The organism is Celeribacter sp. (genome assembly GCF_048270365.1).
GTDB lineage: Bacteria > Pseudomonadota > Alphaproteobacteria > Rhodobacterales > Rhodobacteraceae > Celeribacter.
Map to the genome: position 1 here is coordinate 23221 of NZ_JBLWTA010000001.1, position 20765 is coordinate 43985.

General features: G+C 55.0%; 11 protein-coding genes and 1 pseudogene. 7 read left to right on the plus strand and 5 right to left on the minus strand.

The genetic code is table 11. The features are described from left to right. Positions 1-114: 114 nt before the first annotated feature. The 3 genes from ACN0X0_RS00110 to ACN0X0_RS00120 all read right to left on the minus strand — a co-directional run bounded on the left by ACN0X0_RS00110 (position 115) and on the right by ACN0X0_RS00120 (position 7770). On the minus strand, positions 115-873 hold the full coding sequence (locus ACN0X0_RS00110; RefSeq protein WP_417277499.1) for a hypothetical protein: 759 nt from the start codon (positions 871-873) through the stop codon (positions 115-117). 121 nt (positions 874-994) lie between these two features. Next, on the minus strand, positions 995-1138 hold the full coding sequence (locus tag ACN0X0_RS00115) for a hypothetical protein (protein WP_417277500.1): 144 nt from the start codon (positions 1136-1138) through the stop codon (positions 995-997). A gap of 1046 nt (positions 1139-2184) precedes the next feature. Continuing rightward, positions 2185-7770, minus strand: coding sequence for a RecQ family ATP-dependent DNA helicase (locus ACN0X0_RS00120; protein ID WP_417277501.1), 5586 nt, complete (start codon positions 7768-7770; stop codon positions 2185-2187). Between the two features lie 1029 nt (positions 7771-8799). On the opposite strand from ACN0X0_RS00120, the gene ACN0X0_RS00125 reads away from it, so the two are divergent. Further along, entirely contained in the window at positions 8800-10281 is a 1482-nt protein-coding gene (locus tag ACN0X0_RS00125; protein WP_417277502.1) for a hypothetical protein, read from the plus strand. A gap of 521 nt (positions 10282-10802) precedes the next feature. Here the strand turns inward: ACN0X0_RS00125 and ACN0X0_RS00130 are convergent. After that, a complete protein-coding gene (locus ACN0X0_RS00130; protein WP_417277503.1) occupies positions 10803-11954 on the minus strand; it encodes an HPP family protein in 1152 nt (383 codons plus the stop codon). Between the two features lie 403 nt (positions 11955-12357). Next, positions 12358-12831, minus strand: a complete 474-nt coding sequence (locus ACN0X0_RS00135) for a MarR family winged helix-turn-helix transcriptional regulator (RefSeq protein WP_417277504.1) — start codon at positions 12829-12831, stop codon at positions 12358-12360. Between the two features lie 197 nt (positions 12832-13028). Between ACN0X0_RS00135 and ACN0X0_RS00140 the strand changes: the two genes are divergently transcribed. From ACN0X0_RS00140 to ACN0X0_RS00165, 6 genes and pseudogenes are all read left to right on the plus strand, one after another. Next, on the plus strand, positions 13029-13589 hold the full coding sequence (locus ACN0X0_RS00140) for a hypothetical protein (RefSeq protein WP_417277505.1): 561 nt from the start codon (positions 13029-13031) through the stop codon (positions 13587-13589). Between the two features lie 106 nt (positions 13590-13695). Next, positions 13696-15597: a hypothetical protein gene (locus tag ACN0X0_RS00145; protein WP_417277506.1), complete on the plus strand. Its 1902-nt coding sequence runs from the start codon at positions 13696-13698 to the stop codon at positions 15595-15597. Beyond that, a complete protein-coding gene (locus ACN0X0_RS00150) occupies positions 15594-17075 on the plus strand; it encodes a hypothetical protein (protein WP_417277507.1) in 1482 nt (493 codons plus the stop codon). The genes ACN0X0_RS00145 and ACN0X0_RS00150 overlap by 4 nt, the downstream gene beginning before the upstream one ends. After that, entirely contained in the window at positions 17062-19026 is a 1965-nt protein-coding gene (locus tag ACN0X0_RS00155) for a hypothetical protein (RefSeq protein WP_417277508.1), read from the plus strand. The genes ACN0X0_RS00150 and ACN0X0_RS00155 overlap by 14 nt, the downstream gene beginning before the upstream one ends. Before the next feature lie 175 nt (positions 19027-19201). Next, positions 19202-20290, plus strand: a pseudogene (locus tag ACN0X0_RS00160) (IS3 family transposase). A gap of 74 nt (positions 20291-20364) precedes the next feature. Beyond that, positions 20365-20748 (plus strand): hypothetical protein, encoded by a 384-nt coding sequence (locus ACN0X0_RS00165; RefSeq protein ID WP_417277509.1) that lies wholly within the window; start codon positions 20365-20367, stop codon positions 20746-20748. Positions 20749-20765: the final 17 nt, after the last annotated feature.

Consider the following 20765-nt stretch of genomic DNA (forward strand, 5'->3'; position numbering starts at 1 on the left):
CCAACGCGCGCTCAATCTCGGGGCACACCCACAGCGCCTACTGGGCCGAGTTTTTCAACGGAATAAGCCGCAAACGCAAGCAACGTCGAATTTTGGGAGCAGGGAAAAATGCTCTCACTGAACTGACATCGGTCGCAGCATGTCGTCGGTGTCAAGGTTCATCGCGCTGTGCCAGAGCGAGGTCTTGAACACATGACACACGTGCTTGCCGGCGGCGTCTTCGCGGGTCTCGGTCAACAGTCCCGCCCATTTGAGCGGTCGCAGCACACAAGATGAGAAGACGGCCATCTCTCGCCACCCCGCGGTGTGCCAGTCCTGTGGTTCACCGTAGAAGGTTTCGAACAAGGCGGCCTCGGTCGTACCTGGATCGGCTTCTACGTTGATCACATTCATCCAGATGTCCCATTTTCCGAAAGGACGACCGTCGAAGCGCGCATAGGAAGCGTGATCGATCTGAAACAGGAAGTACGGGATCAGTTCGGCAAAAAGGCGTCCAGGGGCATCCGCCAGTTCTGCGCCACGTTTGGTGAGCCGAAATTCACCCTTGAAGTGACGCCCCAGGCGCAGCGAAATCAGCAGGAAATGCAGAACCTCGAGCGGCGGAAACTCATATTCGTTGACCACTTTGTTGTAGCGGAACATCTCTTCTGCGGTTTTACCCGGCCAGTCGAAATTCTCGACGGCCCAATGGACGAAGACGCGCTTGAACGCCTTGGTTTTGGTCAGACCGATTGATCCGTGCTCCCGCGCATATTTCAGGGTCAGGAGAGCGCCCCGCAGCAGCGGAGATTGCGCGAGGTCGGTGTGGTCATCGGCGAGAGTGCGAAATTCGATCATTTCTGGACATTGCCACAGACGGCGCTGCAGTTCCATGATGTCTGCTCAATGATCATTCGGCTGCACCGAGATATTGCTTCCGCAACGAACGGCGGCTTCGACGGGCTGCATCGCAGCACCTCGGCATCTGACGAGTGACCGCAAAGGGCCGAGAGCCTCAGTTGGCATTTAACCCGTGCGCGCGGGCACCGAGCTTTTCTTTCCACGCACCTTCCCTTGCGATGATGTCCGCGGCTGACATCTCGGGGGAGGCGACTTCAAGAATAGATACTTGGTAGTCGCGTAGTTCGCGGTCGAGCATCATCAACTCTCGGTTCCCACCATGACCATTCGCAGCATACTGACGCCATCGTCCAAGGAACCCGTCGGCGCCATATGCCGACCCGACGTATTGTTGGCCACGGTCTGTCACCAAGAGGTAGACGCCCCGGACGCTCTCAAGCGCCGCACGCCAGCTTTGAGGCAATCCTGACAATGAACTAACGCGCTCACGAAACCCACCGAATCCAGGAAAAGGCGTTTCTCTGGCATCGAGACGCAGTTCCAAGATCGGTTTATGTTTTCTATCTGCCCACTGCGACCATGACCGCGTTCCGGGCCCCCAATCAATTAGTATCCGCTCAACGTAAGTGCTGCATGCTCCACACCAAGAAAGGTCAAAGAGGTCCAGTGGGTGCAAGCTTGCGCGTTCTTGGGCAATTACGTCGTCATCTCGGACAAGAGGCAATTCCTCTCGATCCCATGGGCGACCGTTCGCAACTTCTGTTGTTCCGACAAAAAGTGCCGTTGCTGTTCCGGCAATCGTGGGTCCTGCAATGAAGTGACATGCGTGAGATGGCGCCCCGTTATAGGGTGAGTTTGCTCGTGTCTGGAACGACGCGAAGCAGAGGAAAGCATCTTGCCCGCGCGTCCAAGCCAAGCCGCCCCTGGCATCGTGCCGCAGGAGCCGCGTGCTCCGAGGGTCGTAACCGCATCGTTCAAGAAATTCGTGAAATTGGAACACTGGATACCTTTCCCTCACATTTCAAGATATGTGCCGCAGGCCATCTTTCCCCGCGTGCTTCACTTCTTCCCAACGGTAACGTGCCCCTTAAACCAATGTCCAATTGGGAAAGTTGCAGTGCAGCACTCTAAAGGCCGACGAATGTCCGGAGAGGGCCGTTTTGCTCGCAAAGTTTTGCCGCGGATTGGAATTACTGTAACTGATCTCTTGGCAATATGGGCTCAAACCGGCCTTGCGGCGGAGCCGCATAATCCTGCTGGGATTTGGAGGCACTTTCATCGCACTTCATGTTGCAAAGAACTGGGAAAATGCAGAACGTGCTTTTCCGCCTTGGGAAACTTTACTCACTCCTCAATGAGATCAAAATCACCTTCATCCCTCAAAACCGCACGCCTTCTCTTTCTCGATCGCCCCTTTGTTCCAGAGATGGAGCGCCCCTTCTTTGCCAACGCCATCTCAGTTAAGGAAGGATTTGGGTGATCGGGAAACCCCACTCCATAGTGTCGGATCATCGCCCTGTATCTCAGCCCCACTGCGGACATCTTGCAGATCTGATTGCCGTCGGATCGATCCTTCAGAATAAGTCCACCTGATTTGGGCTCGATTTCGAGCCCATGGTCGCTGAAGGCGGTGATCAACTCGTCCCAGGATCGACATGTCGCGTAGGCGTCCTTCGCGAACTCGCCAAGCGCTTCCAAATCCCACACCGCTTGGGCAACCGTTGTGTCTGACGACATCGCACCTTTCTCTGACGGAGACATTGTCTCAGGAGCGACCTTTGTTTCAGGCCGCACCGAGTTGTTCTCCGAAACCAACTGGCCGCCTTCAGGCGAGAACACCAATTCAGGCAGGACGGTCTCCCAGGCATCGCGACGCGCGTAGTGCGCATATTTATCGTCACTATCCGACTTGCGCCAATGGACAATAGCGCCAACTGCGCCGGAGGTGAAAGCAAATCCGTGAGGATGTTGCCAAGATTTCGACATCCGCCCCATGACATGCCCGAACCGATCAATCAGTTCCCAGTGAGGATCACGGAATTCCAGCGTTAAGGGATCTCCGACCTTGCACGCGCGGATCGCGGCATGGGCCTCATGGCGTTCAGTCTGGCGACCTGCAAAAGACAAATCGGAAAATTTCAAATCGGGCAACTGGTAGACACTTGGGCGTGGCACACCAAGCCCAGGATCTGGCCTGACCAGACGCCGCAGGACCGAAGAAGAGCCTGCCTTGAGCAGAGCGTGTTCCCCAGATGTCATAACAACGAGGCTCTGCTGAGCCCGTGTCATCGCCACATAGAACAGGCGTCGCGGTGCATCGCGGTCTTCATTCTTCGAAGGTTTATCCCATCCGCCGTTGAGAATAACCACGTGGTCAAACTCAAGCCCCTTAGCCCGATGTGCGGTCAGCAAAAGCAATCCGCGCTGTTCACCACGCGTATCGCGTGACCACTCGGCAAACCACTCAATGATATCCGGCACGGGCATGGTCTTTGCTTTCAACTCGCGCGCCAGTTCCGCTACACCTTCCGCAAGAATCTCGACCCATTTGTTGACCTCCTGCTCATTCAAAACTGTGAGGATGTCATGTATCCCCAATAACTCTCCTTGGCGCCTCCTGAGACCTGCAATCAACGTCTGGGTCTCCCGAAGCCGCCAAATATTTGGCAGGTCCTCGTTGGCCATCTCGACATCAAGGCCTTGTTGTTCGGCATAGGACCGGACGGCCCCCAGTTTTCTCCAATCACGAGAAATGATGGCAGTGCGCGACCAGGACCAGTTCGGGTCGAGCCGTGACAGTCGCATCAACTCGTCGACGGCCGCGACAGCTTGCGCAACATCTCCACCGGGCACGTCTAAGAGCTGCACCCTGCCCTGTGCTACACTATCCTCTTGCTCAAGAATTCCGCCTTGCGGGTTGCTCTTCCGGTCCGTGTTGATCCTGATTTCATGATCAACTTTCATCCGCTCCTGTGCAACGGAGATTACCGAATTCGCAGCTGTGATGATATGACCTGTCGAGCGATAGTTTTCGACCAAGAAAGCTGGCCGCGCCTTGTAGTCCTCTTCGAATTTGCGGATAAACTCGATTGAGGCCCCGTTGAAGGCATAGATATTCTGATCGTCATCGCCGACAGCGAACAGACTCAGCTTCAGGTCGGCATCCTCCAGAGACCGCCCCGCCACAGCAGAGATAAGCTGATACTCCTCCGGTCCGATATCCTGATACTCATCAACCAAAATCCAACGATAGCCTTGCAACAAAGTGTCCCGCTGCGCCTCGGCCTCGGATCTCGTCAGACCATCTCCCTCGAGCTGACGCACGGCCTCCATAACGATGTCATCAAAGTCTTCGGTGTCGGCACGCTGACCAACAAAACTTGCGCCCACCAGCTTCATCGCAAGGGCATGGCAGGTGGAAATCGTAACACCATTGGCATCATCCCCCACCAATGTCCGCAGCCGCACGCGAATTTCAGCAGCAGCATGCCTATTGTAGGCGAGAACAAGAATCCCGCGTGGATCTTCACGTTTCATCCTGAGCAGATAGGCAATCCGATGGACCAACACCCGCGTTTTGCCTGACCCCGGTCCGGCCAGAACGAGGACGTTCGTTCGGTCCCGATCATCTGTCACGATCTCCTGCTGGATTTTATTGCCAAGTTTCTCGACAATCGCATCCCAGGATTTGCTGGTGGTTTGACGCCGGACCTCCCGGCCCATGCCCGGCATCCACCGCTTCATGAACTGCTCTTTATTGAGCAGGAAGTAATCCTCTGACAAACGCGCCGCGTCGATCATCGTCCTAAGGCCAGTTTCCGCATAGGTCGCCATGACATGGGTCTGCAACGTCTGCTCGCCGTAGTGATCTTCCAACGGTGCAAAATGGGTCTGAGTAAACTGGCCACCGGCGGGATCGAGATAGACGGTCATCGCCGACCGGAAGACCGTGAGCCCCTTGCCAAGGGTGAGAACGCCCTGTTCGTGCAACCACATCAAAGCGCGTTCCAGCAGCTTTGTCATGTCTCGTACGCCACTGGTCTTCAGGAAGGCATCCTGCGTCAACTGAGCCAGCAAGTCGCCAACCGTTGTCTCGACCTGAAGGTCTTTGCCCCGTGCGCCTTTGTCCAGACGCCCTGTCAGATAGGTCAGCAGCAATTCTGCTGCCAACCATCGTAGTTTCGCCGTCTCCTGCACCGTTTTCCAGGACCGCACCAAAGTGACCATCAGCGTATTGCGACTGGCTTTGCGCAAAGAGATATTCCCGCGCCCGCCCTCCAGGCTTCGACCATCTTGGGCAATACCGCGCACCAGCTTGTCGATCGCGTCGGGCCGGACATCCGGATGCTCCTTGTCGCGTAGCCGCTGGCACGTCTCGGAGAGGTTCAGCGGGACCGGTGCCTTGTCGTCCAAATCCGGAGCCAATTCCTGCAACAGCGTGATCAGGTCGGCTTCCAGTGTAGAGGCCTGAGCCAGACGCTGGACCGAGGAATGGGCAACCCCTACATGGACGAATACCGTCATCGCCACATCATTGCGTGCGATCCCGAGGTTTTCCAATGTCGCCATGGCCTTCGGCAAGGCCCCAGGCGAGATACCCGACACGCCGCAAAGCTCATCGGTCGACACGCCTTCATCTGCTGGCGTCGTCATTAGATGTTCCACGATGGATAGGAGCTGCTTGCGATGTGCTTGGGTCAGATCCGCATCGGCGAGACGTGTCTTTGCCTCCTCAACCGACCGCACCCGCAAGGAAGATGGAAAGACCTGAACCCGGTTCTCCTCTCGGGACACAAGATGCGCTTCTTCCAACCAGGAAACCGCCGTCTTGACGCGAGTATCGTCAGTGGCGCTGTCGCGTTCGAACTCCTGATCTTTCTCAGACCGCACGATTTCGCCGGAGGTTGCAACAACCTTGCCGGTCCTTTTCGTGCGCTCGTCGATCCGTCTCAACGCCTTCAGGATCGCCCCGATTTCGTGCCGCGCCAACCGTGAACTGGCGGTGAGACGGAATTGGCGCTCGACATCATCCGCGGCGAACAGAAGGACACAATGAGCATCCTCTCTGTCACGCCCCGCCCGCCCGGCCTCCTGCAGGTAGTTTTCCAGAGACCCAGGAATATCTGCATGGACAACCAGCCGGATGTCGGGCTTGTCGATCCCCATGCCAAAGGCGTTGGTCGCCGCGATGACGCGCAATTCACCCACACGGAAGCGTTCCTGCACGCCCTGTTTGTCGTCAGCGGTCATCCCGGCATGGAAATGAGCGGCATCGAGCCCCTGTGACTTCAGGAACTCCGACACGCGCTCGGTCTCTTTCCGAGAGGAGCAATAAACCACAGCGCCGGAGCGCCCTTCATTGGGCAGGAGTTCCTCAATGACGGTCAGCACATCCGACAACTTGCTGTTCTTCGTCGTCGGACGCACATCGAATGCCAGGTTCGACCGTGAAGCGCCGCCATCGAGAGGAAGTAGTGCGATACCCGCTTTCGTCTGAAAATGTTCGATGATATCCGCCACAACCTCCGGCTTTGCTGTCGCGGTCAGACAAATCACTGGCGCGGGCGGCTGATCGCCAGAGAATTCCTTGATGAAGCGTCCAAGGTAGCGATAGTCCGGCCGGAAATCGTGCCCCCATTTCGAGACGCAGTGTGCTTCGTCGATTGCCCAAAGCCCGACTTCGCGCTGCGCCAATACACGGCGGATCGATGTACTGCGCAACTGTTCGGGAGAAATGATGAGGATACCGGCATCCCCCATACGAACCTTATCAAGGGCATCTTGGCGTTCGGGCATGGACATCATTCCGTTGATGGTGACCGAGCAGGAAATACCGGCCCGCTCCATACCGTGAACTTGGTCCGACATCAATGCGACCAGAGGCGAAATCACAACGGTCAGCGCCCCGATCTTGTCGAACCGAGACAGCGCGGGCACTTGGTAGCACAGCGACTTCCCCGTGCCTGTCGGCAGAATACCAAGGAGACTATTGCCTGACATAGCCTCGTCGACGATGCGTTCTTGCAAGGGGCGACCATCCGGATCGACCGGCTTAGGGCGGAAGCTCGGAAAACCGAACCATTTTTCCAACGCACGGACAGGATCATTCTGTTCGGCACACCAGGCGCAAGCAGGGTCTTTGCAAGACGTGTCTCGCAAATGCTTCACGATCAGAGATGCTTCGCGAAACTGCGCCCGCACCCAAGGCGGCATGACAGAATCTCCGCCTGCAACCGTGATCCAGGACAGCGCATAGGCCATGGGCCAACCATTCTGCGGGCTGCTCAATCGGCTCAATGTCTGTTCGACGCGCTTCCCGCAGGCGCGGCCTTCCAGCAACCGCCGTATCGCGGCACAGGCCTCCTCGTAGCTCGGACAGTCCTTGCCACGCACATAGCGAAAGACCGCATCGAAACCAGCAGCCCGTTCCATGCGTGTCGTCAAATAGTGGTAGGCCGTAAGAGCATCCGCCTCTTCAGCCTCCAGTTTTACAAAAGCATCGAACTGGTTTGCCAAAACCTCAAACACAAGCCGTGCATCCAACTCGGGGTCATTCACATGTCCCGTCGCCAGGCGGCCATCATGGTAATGCTTCACCAGATGATGATAGGGATTCCGCGGGAATGCGAGCGGATTGAGCCACAAGGTGTCGATCGGCGCCTGCATAATGCCCGACAACCGGGGGCATGCCGCAATGAGATGCTCCAGATCATGCTGCAGGATATTGTGGCCGATTAAGTAGTCCACATCTCCAATCAGCGCTTCCAGGCGATCAAGTAACGCTACACTGACACCCTCAGTAGATTTGAGAACTGGACGTTCCTCCTGCTGACGAACTGCCGCCAGCGCAAAAATCTTCGCGGCGCGCGGATCTACCTCGAGATCAATCGACAAACACCGGGAGAAAATCTGATTATGACACAATTCCATATAGAAGTAATTACCGGACAGATTGGACGGAACAAGACCGTTTTGAGTTCAGGGCCACAATCCACCTCGCACCTCACGAGGATCTGTAGAGGGCATGCATGTCCCTTTTTATGCTGCAGCGCATACTAATTGGCGATGTCACACATCCAGAACACAATAAAAATGTTTATTATCAGTTGCTTGATCTTAAATCATGGCAACACCAGGTCAGCTGTGACAGCTTGTGACAAAATCTGTGACACGATTTATTTGTTTAAAATCAATAGGTAAGCGTCAATATATAGGTATATGTCACATGTCACAGATATATATGTATTTACGTACGCGCACACATGTACGCACGCGCATGTACGCATGTAATACATATCCTGGCGTGACACGTGACAGCACTTAAGCTATTGATTTTAAACAATCTCCGTGTCACAGGGCGTGTGAGTTAGGCTTCCACAATCTTTGAATATTGTTTAAAAACAGTCACTTATCAGAAAGCAGCAAACAGTACGCTTTTGTGACAACTCTCCTCTCGGACCGAGTGTGCCCCTATTCCAGCCCTCTTGGGTGAAAGCGCGGCTCCGACCTAGCATGACAGCTCGACCGGCCTCCTGCGCCTCACCTCAATGAGTGAGTTAAAGACCTTAGCATCAGGCACTGAGAAACCAGGGCACCCCGCAAGGCTTTCGATGCAATCAATGATCAGCAGGAGATGGAATTAAGCATTCCGTACAACTGCCTTGCCAGCTATCTGCGCGATTGCGTGCGGTCGAGCGTAGCATCCGAAGGATGCACCCTCAGGGTCAGGGATTCGATCAACTGCCAAAATTTGGCTCCATTGAGTCAACATTTCCCGCCAAATTAGTTTTCCTAATATAGGCACGGAGCACGAAATCTCAGAGCCCTCCGTATTGTTAGATATTCCATCTACCTGATTTCAAACAAAAAAGAGATCAAGGAAAGTATTCATACCTGCGCATTTTCTGCTCTCCACGATACATTGGAAGAAATCACCACTTCCCGTCGAGAGGATCATCCATGAACAGATCGCATCATTTTCTGAAGCTGACTGCCAGCACTGCGCTTGCGGTCTTCGTCGGTTTTCCATCTTTTGCCCAGGGAACAGGTGACTATTCCGACGAGACGAACTGGGACATCAACAGGACGACAGAACGCGCATTAGGAATGAATGCGGGCGGTATGGTCGGTGATATGGCCATGCCCGGATACAACCCCAACGCTCTCCGTCCCGCGGGCGACGGTTTTGGCCGCCATCAGGCCACCCAGGATGTCGAGATGCAGGGCAACAATCTGACCGGTGTCAACGAGATCACCGGCGTCTCGAGGATCGTCGGGAACGGCATTCTGGTGATCGAGAACCTCGATTATCCGATCAATGGCTTCGATGCGGCCAACAAGGCCTATGTCGATGAAGAGATTGCCAAGGCGGCCGAGGATCTCGAAGACAGCGTTGGCGAGACACAGGAAGGTCTCGACAACCTGACGGGCGGCGACGGCATCGACCGGAACGGTGACAGCTTCGAGGTGGACAACTCCGTGGTCAGGACCTTTGGTGATCAGAACATCGGCGGCGTGAAGAACTTTCAGACACGGATCAATGTGTCCTCAACCTCAAATCGCCCTCTGGACTCGCGCAGTCATGCTGAAGATGGTGTCGGACTCTACGGGCGCGCCTCAAGCATCTATGGCGGATATGGTGTCGTAGGCATGAATGAGGGGGCCTCTGGCGCGGGCGTCCTGGCGGAAACCCTCAGCGTGAATGGTCTGCCGCTCATGGTCTCGGCGCCAAGCACGGCCATGAGCCTTGTCGGCCTGAGTGCCGGCGGAAATATTGTGAGCGAGATTTCATCCGTCGGGGATGGCGTTGCGATCACAGGGATCGAGTTGCCGACACGCGGAGATCATGCTGCCTCGAAGGAATATGTCGATCTCGTCGTTGATATGCTCCGTGATGAATTCGGGATTACTGCAGTTGCGCCATATATTCGAGAATCTGTCACCGTAACATGGAATGGGGCAGATACTCCCATCGAGGACTATTATTACTACAGCTGTGCAACTAGAACCCTGAATCCTGACGGCAGCCGCACCTGTTCTGATATGGTCATCAAAACACCAGTGCGCCCTGTTCGTGCAGCCTTCCGACTTGCGGAAACGAATGTCCAGACAATCGTCAACCTGGGTATTAGCCTTACCGGCAGCTGCGCCTTGGGTGATCAGATCGGATATGACGACGTCCATTACTTCTATGGCACCAGCTTCCCTGCGGAGACCACGGATGCGGAAGTCTATTTTGATGCACATTACCCGGAGTCCTGGGGCTTCGTTGAAGGCGCGCCGGACCATGGCCCCGGGACCGTTACTGACGGCTGCAACTTTCAGCCTCGCGCACAGATCTTTACCCCAAGCGACCCTGAGTTTGAGCGCCTGAAGAGCTTCACCCTTTATGATCAGAATGTGACCCCGATGACGAGCGGGTACACCGTCGAAGAGCCTTGATGCCAATCTTCATATTTTCAACGGCGGTCCCTCTGGGCCACCGAAATGAAATTTTTTTCCTGGGCTCCTCGTGACGTCGTTGGGTATAGAGTAACGGGCATGTTCGGGCCCGCGCAGTTCTCCTTAAGGATTTCGACAATCCTCTCCGGCAGGTGCTTTGGATCGACAAGTAGTCCGGTCCTGAGCGCTTAGAGGATGATCAACAAAGTGACGAGAGTATCCGCATTAACTTCGTCAGATTCAGTCAGCGCGCGTGCCATCTTTGGACTCTGGGCTGGCTCAGGAGGACCAATGAATTTCTCTTGCTCTCGCTGGATGTCATCAAAGGTAGGGCGGTCGCTCATGCTTCCCCTGTAGTTCTCTTGATTGGTGGGCCTGTCGGACATGGTCGTCGCGGAGATGATGTCGATATCGGCGACAAGGTCAACTCACCCCGGCACAGTGGGACCGCTCGAGTGGCCTACAACATTGAGCCCGCGGATCAAGAAGAGGCTACTTTATTGACCCTGTAAGCAGATCCGTCATTCGGACTTCGCGCGCGCCGCACTCCGGGCCAGTGCCACAACCAGGTCGGTCCGCGTGACAATGCCAACGATCTTTCCGTACTCGAGCACCGGAACGGCGTCTGTATCTCCCTCCGCCATCATCGGCAGCAACGCCCCGATCGGGGTGCCGGTGGTGGCGCGCGGCCCGGCGACGCTCATGATGTCAGCGGCCGTCACGGGTTTCTCCCGCCCCTTGTCCAGCAATCGGCGGAAGGCTGCGCCAAAGCCTCGGTCGAGGCGCAAGGCATCATCGCGGGCCTGGCTGATAAGGTGCATCTGGAAGATGACACCCTGGAAGGTCTGTTCCGTCCCGACGACCGGCAGAGATGTGAAACGATGCTGCCGGAACAGATCGGCGATCTCGCCAAGTGGGGTTTCAGGGGAGACGGTGACGAGGTTGCGCGACATGATATCCTGCGCGGTCAACGGCCCCGAAGACTGTGCTGCGGCCTGAAGCTCGGCGGCTCCGATCAGTCGGGCAAGATCCTCGACGCCGAGGTTGAATGATTGCCGATAGCGTTCAAGGATACCTGTTAGCTCCTCTTCCGAAAGCCCGAGACGTTCCATCGGATTGCGATCTCGTGTGCCGTGGCTGCTTGGGTCATCGAACTGCCGGAACGGGTAGTGGCGCCCTGTCAGTCGGGCATAGACGGTTGCCAGCAGGACCAGCGATATTGTCCCAACCGCGATCGGTGTCAGGGCGAACCAGAACCCCAGGTGCGCGATGGCGTCAGGGGACATGGCTGCGGTCATGGCTACGGCTCCGGCGGGCGGATGGATAGCACGACACAGGATGGTCGCCGTGATGGCCAGCCCGACGGCAAGGGCGATGCGCAAGGCGGGGTCCGTCACGAGAAGGCAGACTGCAACCCCGACGAGGGCCGCAACTGTGTTGCCGACAATGGCAGACCACGGCTGCGCCAGAGGACTGTTTGGTACGGCGAAAAGCAGGACCGAGGACGCACCGAAGGGCGCGACGAGATAGAGGCCAAGGTCCAGATCAACAGCGGGCGACAAGAGGAACAAACCAGTCAACGCCAACCCAATGAGCGCACCAAGCCCCGCGCGTAGCGCCTCTCTGGCTGGTACGCGGGCCACAGCCGGGCCGAGTGATCTCAGAATATGCATGCGATGCCTCTACGGGAATTTTTGCTGAAATTTTCACCGATTTGCAAAAAGATCAACCTGTAGTGCCATTGAGTGAGAAAGGTGGTAGGATCAGGCTATTGCGCCAATGAGCGGGCGCGACCGTACGCACTGCACCCGCCCGTTATGCCTTCTGACATTTCCGCCGTGTGTCGATCGATAATCTCCCCTTCCAAGTCGAAATGGAAACCGAAATCGGCTATGCGGACTTGCGGCAAACGGCAGCTCCGTCCCGCACTGCCGACTTTCCCGGAAAATCAGATCGGCACAAAGTTACAGCGTGTCCGGCAATTCTATTTAGATCGGGTGCTTAATCAAATAAGACGTGCGTGGCCGAAGGTTTGCGATTTTTAAGAAATGTCAAACCAAGCATTCCTGTCTTTCTTCACATTGAGAATTCATCCAAATTCTGAAGGACCTGTTCAAGAGACTTGACGAGTTGCTTTTGTTCAATCTCGGACAATCCATACGTCACATCAGCCATCTCCACGTTTGCAATCTGTTCTGCCTGCTGACCAAGCTCTCGCGCACGCGGCGTGAGACGCAGAAGCATTGCGCGTTTGTCTTTTGGAGAGGGCTGCCTGATGAGAAGGCCATCTCGCTCCATCCGAACGGCCAGAGAACTCAGAGTGGCCGTCTCAACACGGAGCGCCTTGGCAACATCTGACAGTGTCAGATCCTCTCGATCACCAACAACTCGAATAAAACCTGCCATTCCGGCCGTCAAACCAATCGAACCAAGCTTGGCCTGTCGCCGCTTCATGCTCTCTTTCGAGATTGCTGAACACAGATCGTAAATATCCCGACCGCGTTGAACGCGAACCTGATTAAATTCGGGGGCTTCAGTGTTTGACGTCATTAGAGCTTCTCTACTGCACCGAAATCAAGAAATTCGCTCAGGAAATACTTTGGTTGCTACCTACCATTCCTCAGCACAGCAAGCAACAAAAGGACCGAAATCCATACAATTCTGCGCTTCCATATTGAAAAAACTTCTTGAAGGCAGATAGCTCACGGATACTTAGGTAGCAACCTATTAAATTTGAGGCCAGCAAAATGACCGCCTTTATCGCATCCCTTAATCCAATTGTGCTGCGCACCTCTTCTGTCATGTCAACAGGTGAACTTGCCGCCTGGGCACAGCTTGGCAAAAACTCGATTCCTCGTCTGATCGAAGGCTTTGGCATCCGCGAACTGTCCGGTTCTGCAAAGAACCATCGCTATTCAGTTCACGACGTGATGAGACAAATCCTCGGTGTCACAGTGCGTCATGCAGAGGATCTGGAACCTTTGCTCTACCCACTGCAAAAATCCACCTGGGTAGCTGCGTACACAGGACTGAGCGTTTCAGCGATCAATGCCGCGATTTGCGAAAAACGGCTTACTCTTCCCGCACCTATCGAATTGACTCACACGGATCACAGACAGGCGGCGGCCAGAGGCCGGCGCTGGGTCCCAGCACAAATCGACGCATATCTGCGGAATGAACCGATCCCGTTCATACCGACAATAACTACCGGTCCGGCGCCCAAAACTGCATCACAGCCCATCTCTCGTAACGTATTTGCGGCGATTTGCTCCGATAACGCCAAGGTATCCCGCCAATGCCATTTGTAACGAACGGTCCTGAATTTCCGGTGCGGGGAAATTTAGGACTATTCGTTACGACCTTCCCGATAACGCCTGAAAGTCCTCGTAACGCCAATACCTTATGGAACTACCTATGACTGAAAGAACCTCGAAAACTCCGACGATGCAAGAGACCGTTGTACATGTTGAAACGCATGGCAGCACAAGCCAGAAACAAGATATCCGCAAAGCGAAGTCCGCTTTTGCGATCCATGGTTTCGAAGGTCCGGATTTCGATCATTTTCCGGCGGTATTAACGGAGTATGAAAAGTCCGTCCCGAAGTTGCGTGGCAGCATGCCTGCACTTCAGGCTCTTATTCACGCCGCAGGAATTTCAGAGGAGACCTACAAACAACAGCACCGTGCAGGCCGCCGCCTCATTGAAGCTGTAACCGGGGCGAAGGTCACTAAACTTGAGCGGAAAGCACGCAACGATGATTGGGCTGAGTTGTTACGGCATGTGGACCTTCTGGTCGCCGCCGGATTTTTCCGAAAACAAAATCGCATTGCACTCACGACTTTGGTCGACCGCTGCCGAGCTGGCGATATCTCCCCTTCGAGTTTGACGTTGAGCCGGGCCGAGACTTGGCTGTCGTCTGCCTCTATCGCGCAGCGTAAAAGCCTGAGAAACGGTCTGAAGGCTTTGGACAGCCTACGCGATATTGAACATTTCCGCCCTCTCTTGCCCCCCTACTCCGTGAACCCGGTCGTGAAACCAGCTGGCCGCATCTCGACACTCCCAGAGCCACTTCAAAACGCCATCACTAATTGGGTTGAGATCGCCGCACGAGAACAAGTTGATGATCCGCGCCACGCACATATGGCGGTAGCGCTTTCTGCCTCGACGCGTGCAACATATAGTGCCGCGACCTCACTCTATATCCAGACCCTCCTTGAGTTGTTCCCGAACCTCTCGAACGAGGTCGATCTGAAGCATCTGTTCTCCGAAAATAATGTCGACTGCGTCTTGGCAGCGTGGGGCAGAAATGCGGGTCTTAAGACGCGAACACTCGCTGGATATGCTGCAGACCTTGGGAGTCTTCTGCACCGGAATGGACTGCCCGATGCCGGTGCCTATGTCCGGGGACTTACGAAGGTCCTTCCATATTTGGTCGCGGGCCGATCAGCGGGCAAAACGATGAGCCCGAAGGTCAAGAAATGGTGTCAATCCCTCCTGCATGATCCTAGGAAAACGGCCCTCTTTCAGATTCAGCATCTCGAATACTATCGTCGTGCTCTCGAAATCCTCGCCGCCGCGAAACAACATGGCTTAGACCTGAAGACCATTTCAAAGCCGGCCGTGTTGGCCACCCTGCCCGACAAGGAGCGCTCCTTCGCCAAATCTGTGATCCGGCAGGTTCGAATGTTCGGTATGATGGCAGCATACGCTGCGATTGCTCTGGAGGGTGCGCCATTTCGGCGGCAAAACATGCTCTCACTCCGGCACACCGGCCCCAACAAAACAATGCATCTGCATCTCGGCGGGCGAACTCCCAACGTGATTATCAAGTTCCCGAACGAGGAGCTCAAAAACGGACGGTTTCTCTCTGAACGTGGCGAAGAACTCGAGCCGATCACGATCGAGAAACGGGGCGCCGGAGACCATGCTGTCGAGATCATCAAATTCTACTTGAGAGAAATCCGGCCCTTGTTCCCCGAGGGGGACAAAACACACGCGCTTTTCCCACCACTTGAGAAGGCCGTCACCTCAAACGATGGGTTCGTTGCAGGTACCTTTTACATCTGGCTTGCAGAGGCTTCCGGTGCAATCGGCCTGCCAATGAATTCCCATAATTATCGCCACGGTTACTGTTCGATCGACATCAACGAAGGCCGCAGGTCGATGGAAGATCTTGCAAAAATCCTCGGAGACTCAGTCGCTGTCGTCCAGCGCAACTATGCCTGGATCAACGCGAAACAGTCAGTGTTGAACGTGCAGAAAGATACGGCTCGTCGCCGTTCCGAAATCCTGCAAACCCGAGGGGCAAAAGCATGAAGCGGCATCAAATCCTCTCACAACCGATGTGGAAGCATTTTCTGCACATCGAAGACGTTTTTGATCTCCCTTTGCCTGCATTGATGGCGGCAGATCAGGTTTGGAAGCAGGCAATTGCTCACGGAGCAGAACAGCCAACCGCCTGCGACTATGCTCAATGGGCTCAGATTTCGCATCCGGCTGCACCGCACCTGTGGTTGTCTCATCTCTGCGCGGCATTCGAAGTCATTCTGCCATCGGAACTGAACAATATTGCTGCTGCGGCGGCACTGCTTCCAAAGCCAGCTCTGGAGCCCGCCCCTGTAACTGAGGACCAGTCCGTTGATTGGGCCCCCTGCCACTACAAACCAGACGCCCGATCTCGGAAAGTCTCGGTGCATCCGTGGGAACTTCCTTATGTATGGCAAGAGGTATTGCGCCGTGCTGCACACGGCTTTCCCGGAAAGAAAACGGCCGCGCCTGCCCCAGACATCCTGCACCGCATGTGTGAAAAGCTGTGTCAGTTCACATGGTCGGCCCGTGAAGCAGGATTTGAACCGGCCATTTCGGAAGACATCGTGACCCAGTATCTCACCGATCTTGAAGGGCGCCTGCGTCAAAGGCCGCACGGCATCCGTTGGGCAACCATGCGCGCCACGGTGGAAGAGCTGCACCGTTTTGCCCGGTACAGCGGGCTCGTCTCTGACGAAGACACAAAGTATCTCAGCAAACGTTTGACCCGATACTCCCTCTACGAAAAGGGGCAAGATGCGCTGAAGTTTCAGGCTTTGCTCGACACCGGAAACACAACTCTCGGCCTGTTGGAAAAGGCGGATGCTCTCCTGCTGCGTGCGAGATTTGAGGCCAGTCCTACTCGCCGATATCTTTTGCGGAATGCAGGCGCAGTTCTCGGTCTTTTCAGCATTGTGCCCCTTCGCAATGCCGATGCCCGCCTGACCTTTGGGGAGACACTGGTTTGGGAGGCGGACACATGGGTGATCGACACCGCGATCAAAAAGACAAGATCGCGCAACACCGACCACCTCGTGGTCCCACTAGAGCCTGAGTTCGCCCGTTACATCGACGCGGTGGTTCAGGGAGATCACGATGCGCGCCATCTACCTGAGCTGAGAACTCTCGCCGTGCAGAGACATGAGCCCCTGATTAAGCGCAATGAAGGGAAATACACCAGCCCGACCTACATTCCTCGCCTATTCAAGACCTTCGCCGGCACTTCGTTTACGACGACGCGGACCATGCTTCACACTGATCAGGCCATTCAGCGCGGCGAAACGGGCACACGCGACGCGATGGTCATGGCGCAGCAAACATCACCAGAAACCGCAAAAAAATATCAGGCGAAACGCGTGCGTCAGGTGGCGGTGCAGCGTGTGCAGGCTGCTGCCAGTGATCGGCGGGAAGCACTCATGCCCGATGATCTCATCCGGCAGATCCGTGCGCTCACAGACCAACAGGATAGCCGCAATGCAGATCTCTGAAATCTACGCTCATCTGACCGAAAATGCGTTATCAGTCAGAGACGAAACGCGCTTCACCACAATTATCGCTATTGAACTTCTGGCGAAGAAAGAAGGGGTACCTGTAGAGGCGCTCAATCTCGCCGCACCTGATTTCGCCAGGGCATATCCGCCTGACAAGGTCGATCTTCGCGGCCATTGGAACGGCGCAACACACTATCAGGCTTGGCGCAGAGTTATTCTGGATGCGCAGATGATGGCTGATCCCGGTAACTCGGATAGTGATCCCTGGGCTTCGTTGAGACGCGCTGCACGTCTTGGCTTCAACAGGACAATGGCGAGTTTACATGATCTGCCTAAGTTTCTTCCCTCGAAAACAGAGCCGTGGCACGTGGATGATGAGATTATTAGAAAGGCTTATGCACCTCTCAGAGGAGCACAGAGAATTCGTTTTCGTGGGGCATTGAATGCATTCCGACAGCTGTATGACAATGAATTGGTCGCAAAGACCGGACTTTTGCCGGAACGGAAGCCAGCAGCCCTACTGGCTTTACGTGATCATTGCAGCTTTGTGGCGATGGCACCAGAAATCGCTTTGGCGCGTACTTTGATCAAACGCAAGAATGAACTCAACGCATTTGATTATGTACATCGCCTTGCTGCCGAAGGGGGCCTTCTGAATGGCGTGAGCGATTCCCTGGAAGACATGCGCAAATCAGTCCCGGATTTGCCAGATCCAACGGAAGTTGACGTTCCTCCAATCAAGCCCCAAACGCTACGCGTCTATATCAATGAGGTTATGCATTGCATTGGAGGTCGCGATTACCGGCTCACGGAAGTTGAGCAGGCGTGGGCAGATCTCCGAAAAATGGCGAGAACTGCCCGCTTTCCGACAAACGCGTTATTCAACATCTCTAAGCCGGCCAGTGCGGCCGGTTTGATGCCTTCCGAAATCTCTCCAGACTGGGTGAGAAGAGTCATCAAGTATCACAAAAATCGTGGGTGCCGATCTACACCAACGCAATGTCGTCTGGGCTGCGAACAGTTGGACGCCCTGCGAGGGGTACTCCCGGATGAATTGTTGCCGCCTGTTCCGACCGGCATTCGGCGCTCATTGCCCATTCCAAAGTCACCGGCGCGAACAAAAGATCCTGTCGTCGATGCTTGGGATGATCTTTATACCAAGATTACCAAGACAGCTCTGATCACTGACGAATACAAGCATCTTTGGTTTATTCGCAGAGAGGCGATCACAAGGGACATTGCGCCAGAAGACATCACACAGACCTGGTTGGAGGAGTTGCGGGAGAGTTGTCCTCATGACCGTTTGTCTCATGTGTATAAAAGCGTGCATGATCTCCGAAAAATTACCGGATTTGAACATCTGCAGCCTTTACGGCATCGCAAACAGCGGCATGGCGGGTTGCCGAGAAATTTAAATCGGGAGTTTGAAACTGTCATCGCCACGATGGGTGCGGCACCAACAACATATCGCAGTATTAAACTGGCACTTGGTATCTTAACCGAGCATTTACCGCTCGATGAAAACGCAACCCTTGATGATGTTCGTGCTGTAGATATTGCCTCTTTTGAGTGGCCTTGCTCTGCCGCGAAAGGGCAAACTTATGGCAAGAGTATCATGCAGATTCAGAATTATCTGGCCTTGCCATGGACTGCTGAGTGGCGTGCCCTTCAGGAGATCGTTGTCAGCACAGGGATGAAACTGAAAACAAACCCAATCCCGAAATTGCTGTCATGGAACCCTGGCCCATACCCCCGGTCGGTTTCTCTGGAATGGGCTCAGAAATTGGATCGTGATCTTCGTTCTATGATCGTCAATCCGCCACATGGCCGTGCGGATCTCGCAAAAACCATGGCAAAGCATGTTGCAGCATTCGATCAGCTGCGCGACATTCCAGAGGTTGATGCGTCCGGCTTGATGCCTCTACCGATTGGATTGGTTCGGGAATGAGTGAAAACACCTCATGGCTCCGCACAAAATATGTCGTCAAGACTTGGTCACGATTTCTGGTGAGGGTGAGTGGACATCAATGATCTAACTTAACTCTGATGGCAAGCATCTTGCCATTTTGAGCCTCCCCATTTGAACGGGTCCACCCCTATGTTTAGGAAATGGAGGACCAGCTATGGCAAACAAGCGACCGAAGCGGGAAGAGATTATCTCGAAGTTACGGCAAGTTGAAGTATTGATGGGGCAAGGGATGCCCCGTCTGGATGCGATCAGACAGATTGGCGTTGTTGAACAAACCTATTACCGCTGGCGCAGGCAGTATAGCGGAATGGGCGTGGATCAACTGAAGGAGCTGAAGCGTCTGCAAAAAGAGAACGAACGGTTAAGACGGGTTGTGTCAGATCTGACGCTCGACAAGCTCATCTTGACTGAGGCTGCACGGGGAAACTTCTAAGCCCCGCCCGTCGTCGTGCTTGCATCGACCATGTTCGTTCCCGGCATAACGTTTCGGAACGGCGTGTGTGCCGGGTGCTGGGGCAACACCGTTCGACACAGAGGCGTGTTCCTCAGGGTTGCCGTGCTTCTCCGAGAGGCTGGATGGTCTGTCAGTGATGGTCGTGTCGAGCGGCTGTGGCGACGGGAGGGGCTGAAGGTGCCGCCAAAACAAACAAAGAAAGGGCGGCTCTGGCTGAACGATGGGTCGTGCGTCCGCTTGCGACCTGAACATCGCAATCACGTTTGGAGCTATGATTTCGTGCATTGCCGAACCGATGACGGCAAGGCCTTCCGCACGCTGAATGTCATCGATGAATTCAGCCGCGAATGTTTGGCGATCAAGGTGAAACGCAAGCTGAACTCGACAGACGTCATAGATGTTCTGACAGATCTCTTCATCTTGCGGGGCGCGCCGGCCTTCATTCGCTCGGAGTTGCCCATTGATGGCGCCATTGGTCCGAGCCCAATGGGCGACGGGCCTGAGTTCGTCGCTCTGGCCGTCAGAAACTGGATCGGAGCTGTCGGTTCGCAGACCGCCTACATCGAGCCAGGCAGCCCTTGGGAGAACGGATACTGTGAAAGTTTCAACGGGCGGATGAGAGATGAACTGCTCAACGGGGAAATCTTTTACTCGCTAAGAGAAGCGCAAATCATCATCGAAGAATGGAGGAAGCACTACAATACCAAGAGGCCTCACAGTGCCCTGGGCTATCGCCCGCCAGCACCTGAGGCCGTTATCCCCTTGGCCCAGAGGCCGACAATGCACTAACAATCAACTTGGACCCGTCAAATGAGGCAGCCCAGGAGGATAGCCTTGATCAAGAAGAACGCGGAAAGCGTCTCATGGAAGATGGAATGCCCTGGCCTTTTCACACCCAAGGCGAGCCCAACAAGAAAATCAAGCTGTGGACCGATCTTGGACAGCATACGCGTATCGAATTGGCACAGATCCTATGCAGGGCCTCCATTCATCCAGTTGATGCCTATTTTGCTGTTGTCCGACGCCGCGTCGCAGGGTTTGACCGTGGGATGCAGACAGGCTCGAACCGGCGACGTACCTGGTATGCATACGCTTTCTACGATCCCAACATGGTCGTGAAGATCATCAACATCCTGCGCTTTTACTACAACTACATGGTAACCGGCGCCGACGGGAAAAGTCCCGCCATGCGTCTGGGACTGGCAAAAGGTCTCGTTTATGAACGAGACCTCTTTTCACTGGTTTGACCAAGAGGTCGGAATTT

Bases quoted from the DNA above. Each gene is read 5' to 3' on its own strand.
- ACN0X0_RS00115 (WP_417277500.1), bottom strand. From the start codon at position 1,138: ATGCTCGACCGCGAACTACGCGACTACCAAGTATCTATTCTTGAAGTC.
- ACN0X0_RS00150 (WP_417277507.1), top strand. From the start codon at position 15,594: ATGAAGCGGCATCAAATCCTCTCACAACCGATGTGGAAGCATTTTCTG.
- ACN0X0_RS00135 (WP_417277504.1), bottom strand. From the start codon at position 12,831: ATGACGTCAAACACTGAAGCCCCCGAATTTAATCAGGTTCGCGTTCAA.
- ACN0X0_RS00165 (WP_417277509.1), top strand. From the start codon at position 20,365: ATGGAAGATGGAATGCCCTGGCCTTTTCACACCCAAGGCGAGCCCAAC.
- ACN0X0_RS00130 (WP_417277503.1), bottom strand. From the start codon at position 11,954: ATGCATATTCTGAGATCACTCGGCCCGGCTGTGGCCCGCGTACCAGCC.
- ACN0X0_RS00155 (WP_417277508.1), top strand. From the start codon at position 17,062: ATGCAGATCTCTGAAATCTACGCTCATCTGACCGAAAATGCGTTATCA.
- ACN0X0_RS00110 (WP_417277499.1), bottom strand. From the start codon at position 873: ATGGAACTGCAGCGCCGTCTGTGGCAATGTCCAGAAATGATCGAATTT.
- ACN0X0_RS00140 (WP_417277505.1), top strand. From the start codon at position 13,029: ATGACCGCCTTTATCGCATCCCTTAATCCAATTGTGCTGCGCACCTCT.
- ACN0X0_RS00145 (WP_417277506.1), top strand. From the start codon at position 13,696: ATGACTGAAAGAACCTCGAAAACTCCGACGATGCAAGAGACCGTTGTA.
- ACN0X0_RS00125 (WP_417277502.1), top strand. From the start codon at position 8,800: ATGAACAGATCGCATCATTTTCTGAAGCTGACTGCCAGCACTGCGCTT.
- ACN0X0_RS00120 (WP_417277501.1), bottom strand. From the start codon at position 7,770: ATGGAATTGTGTCATAATCAGATTTTCTCCCGGTGTTTGTCGATTGAT.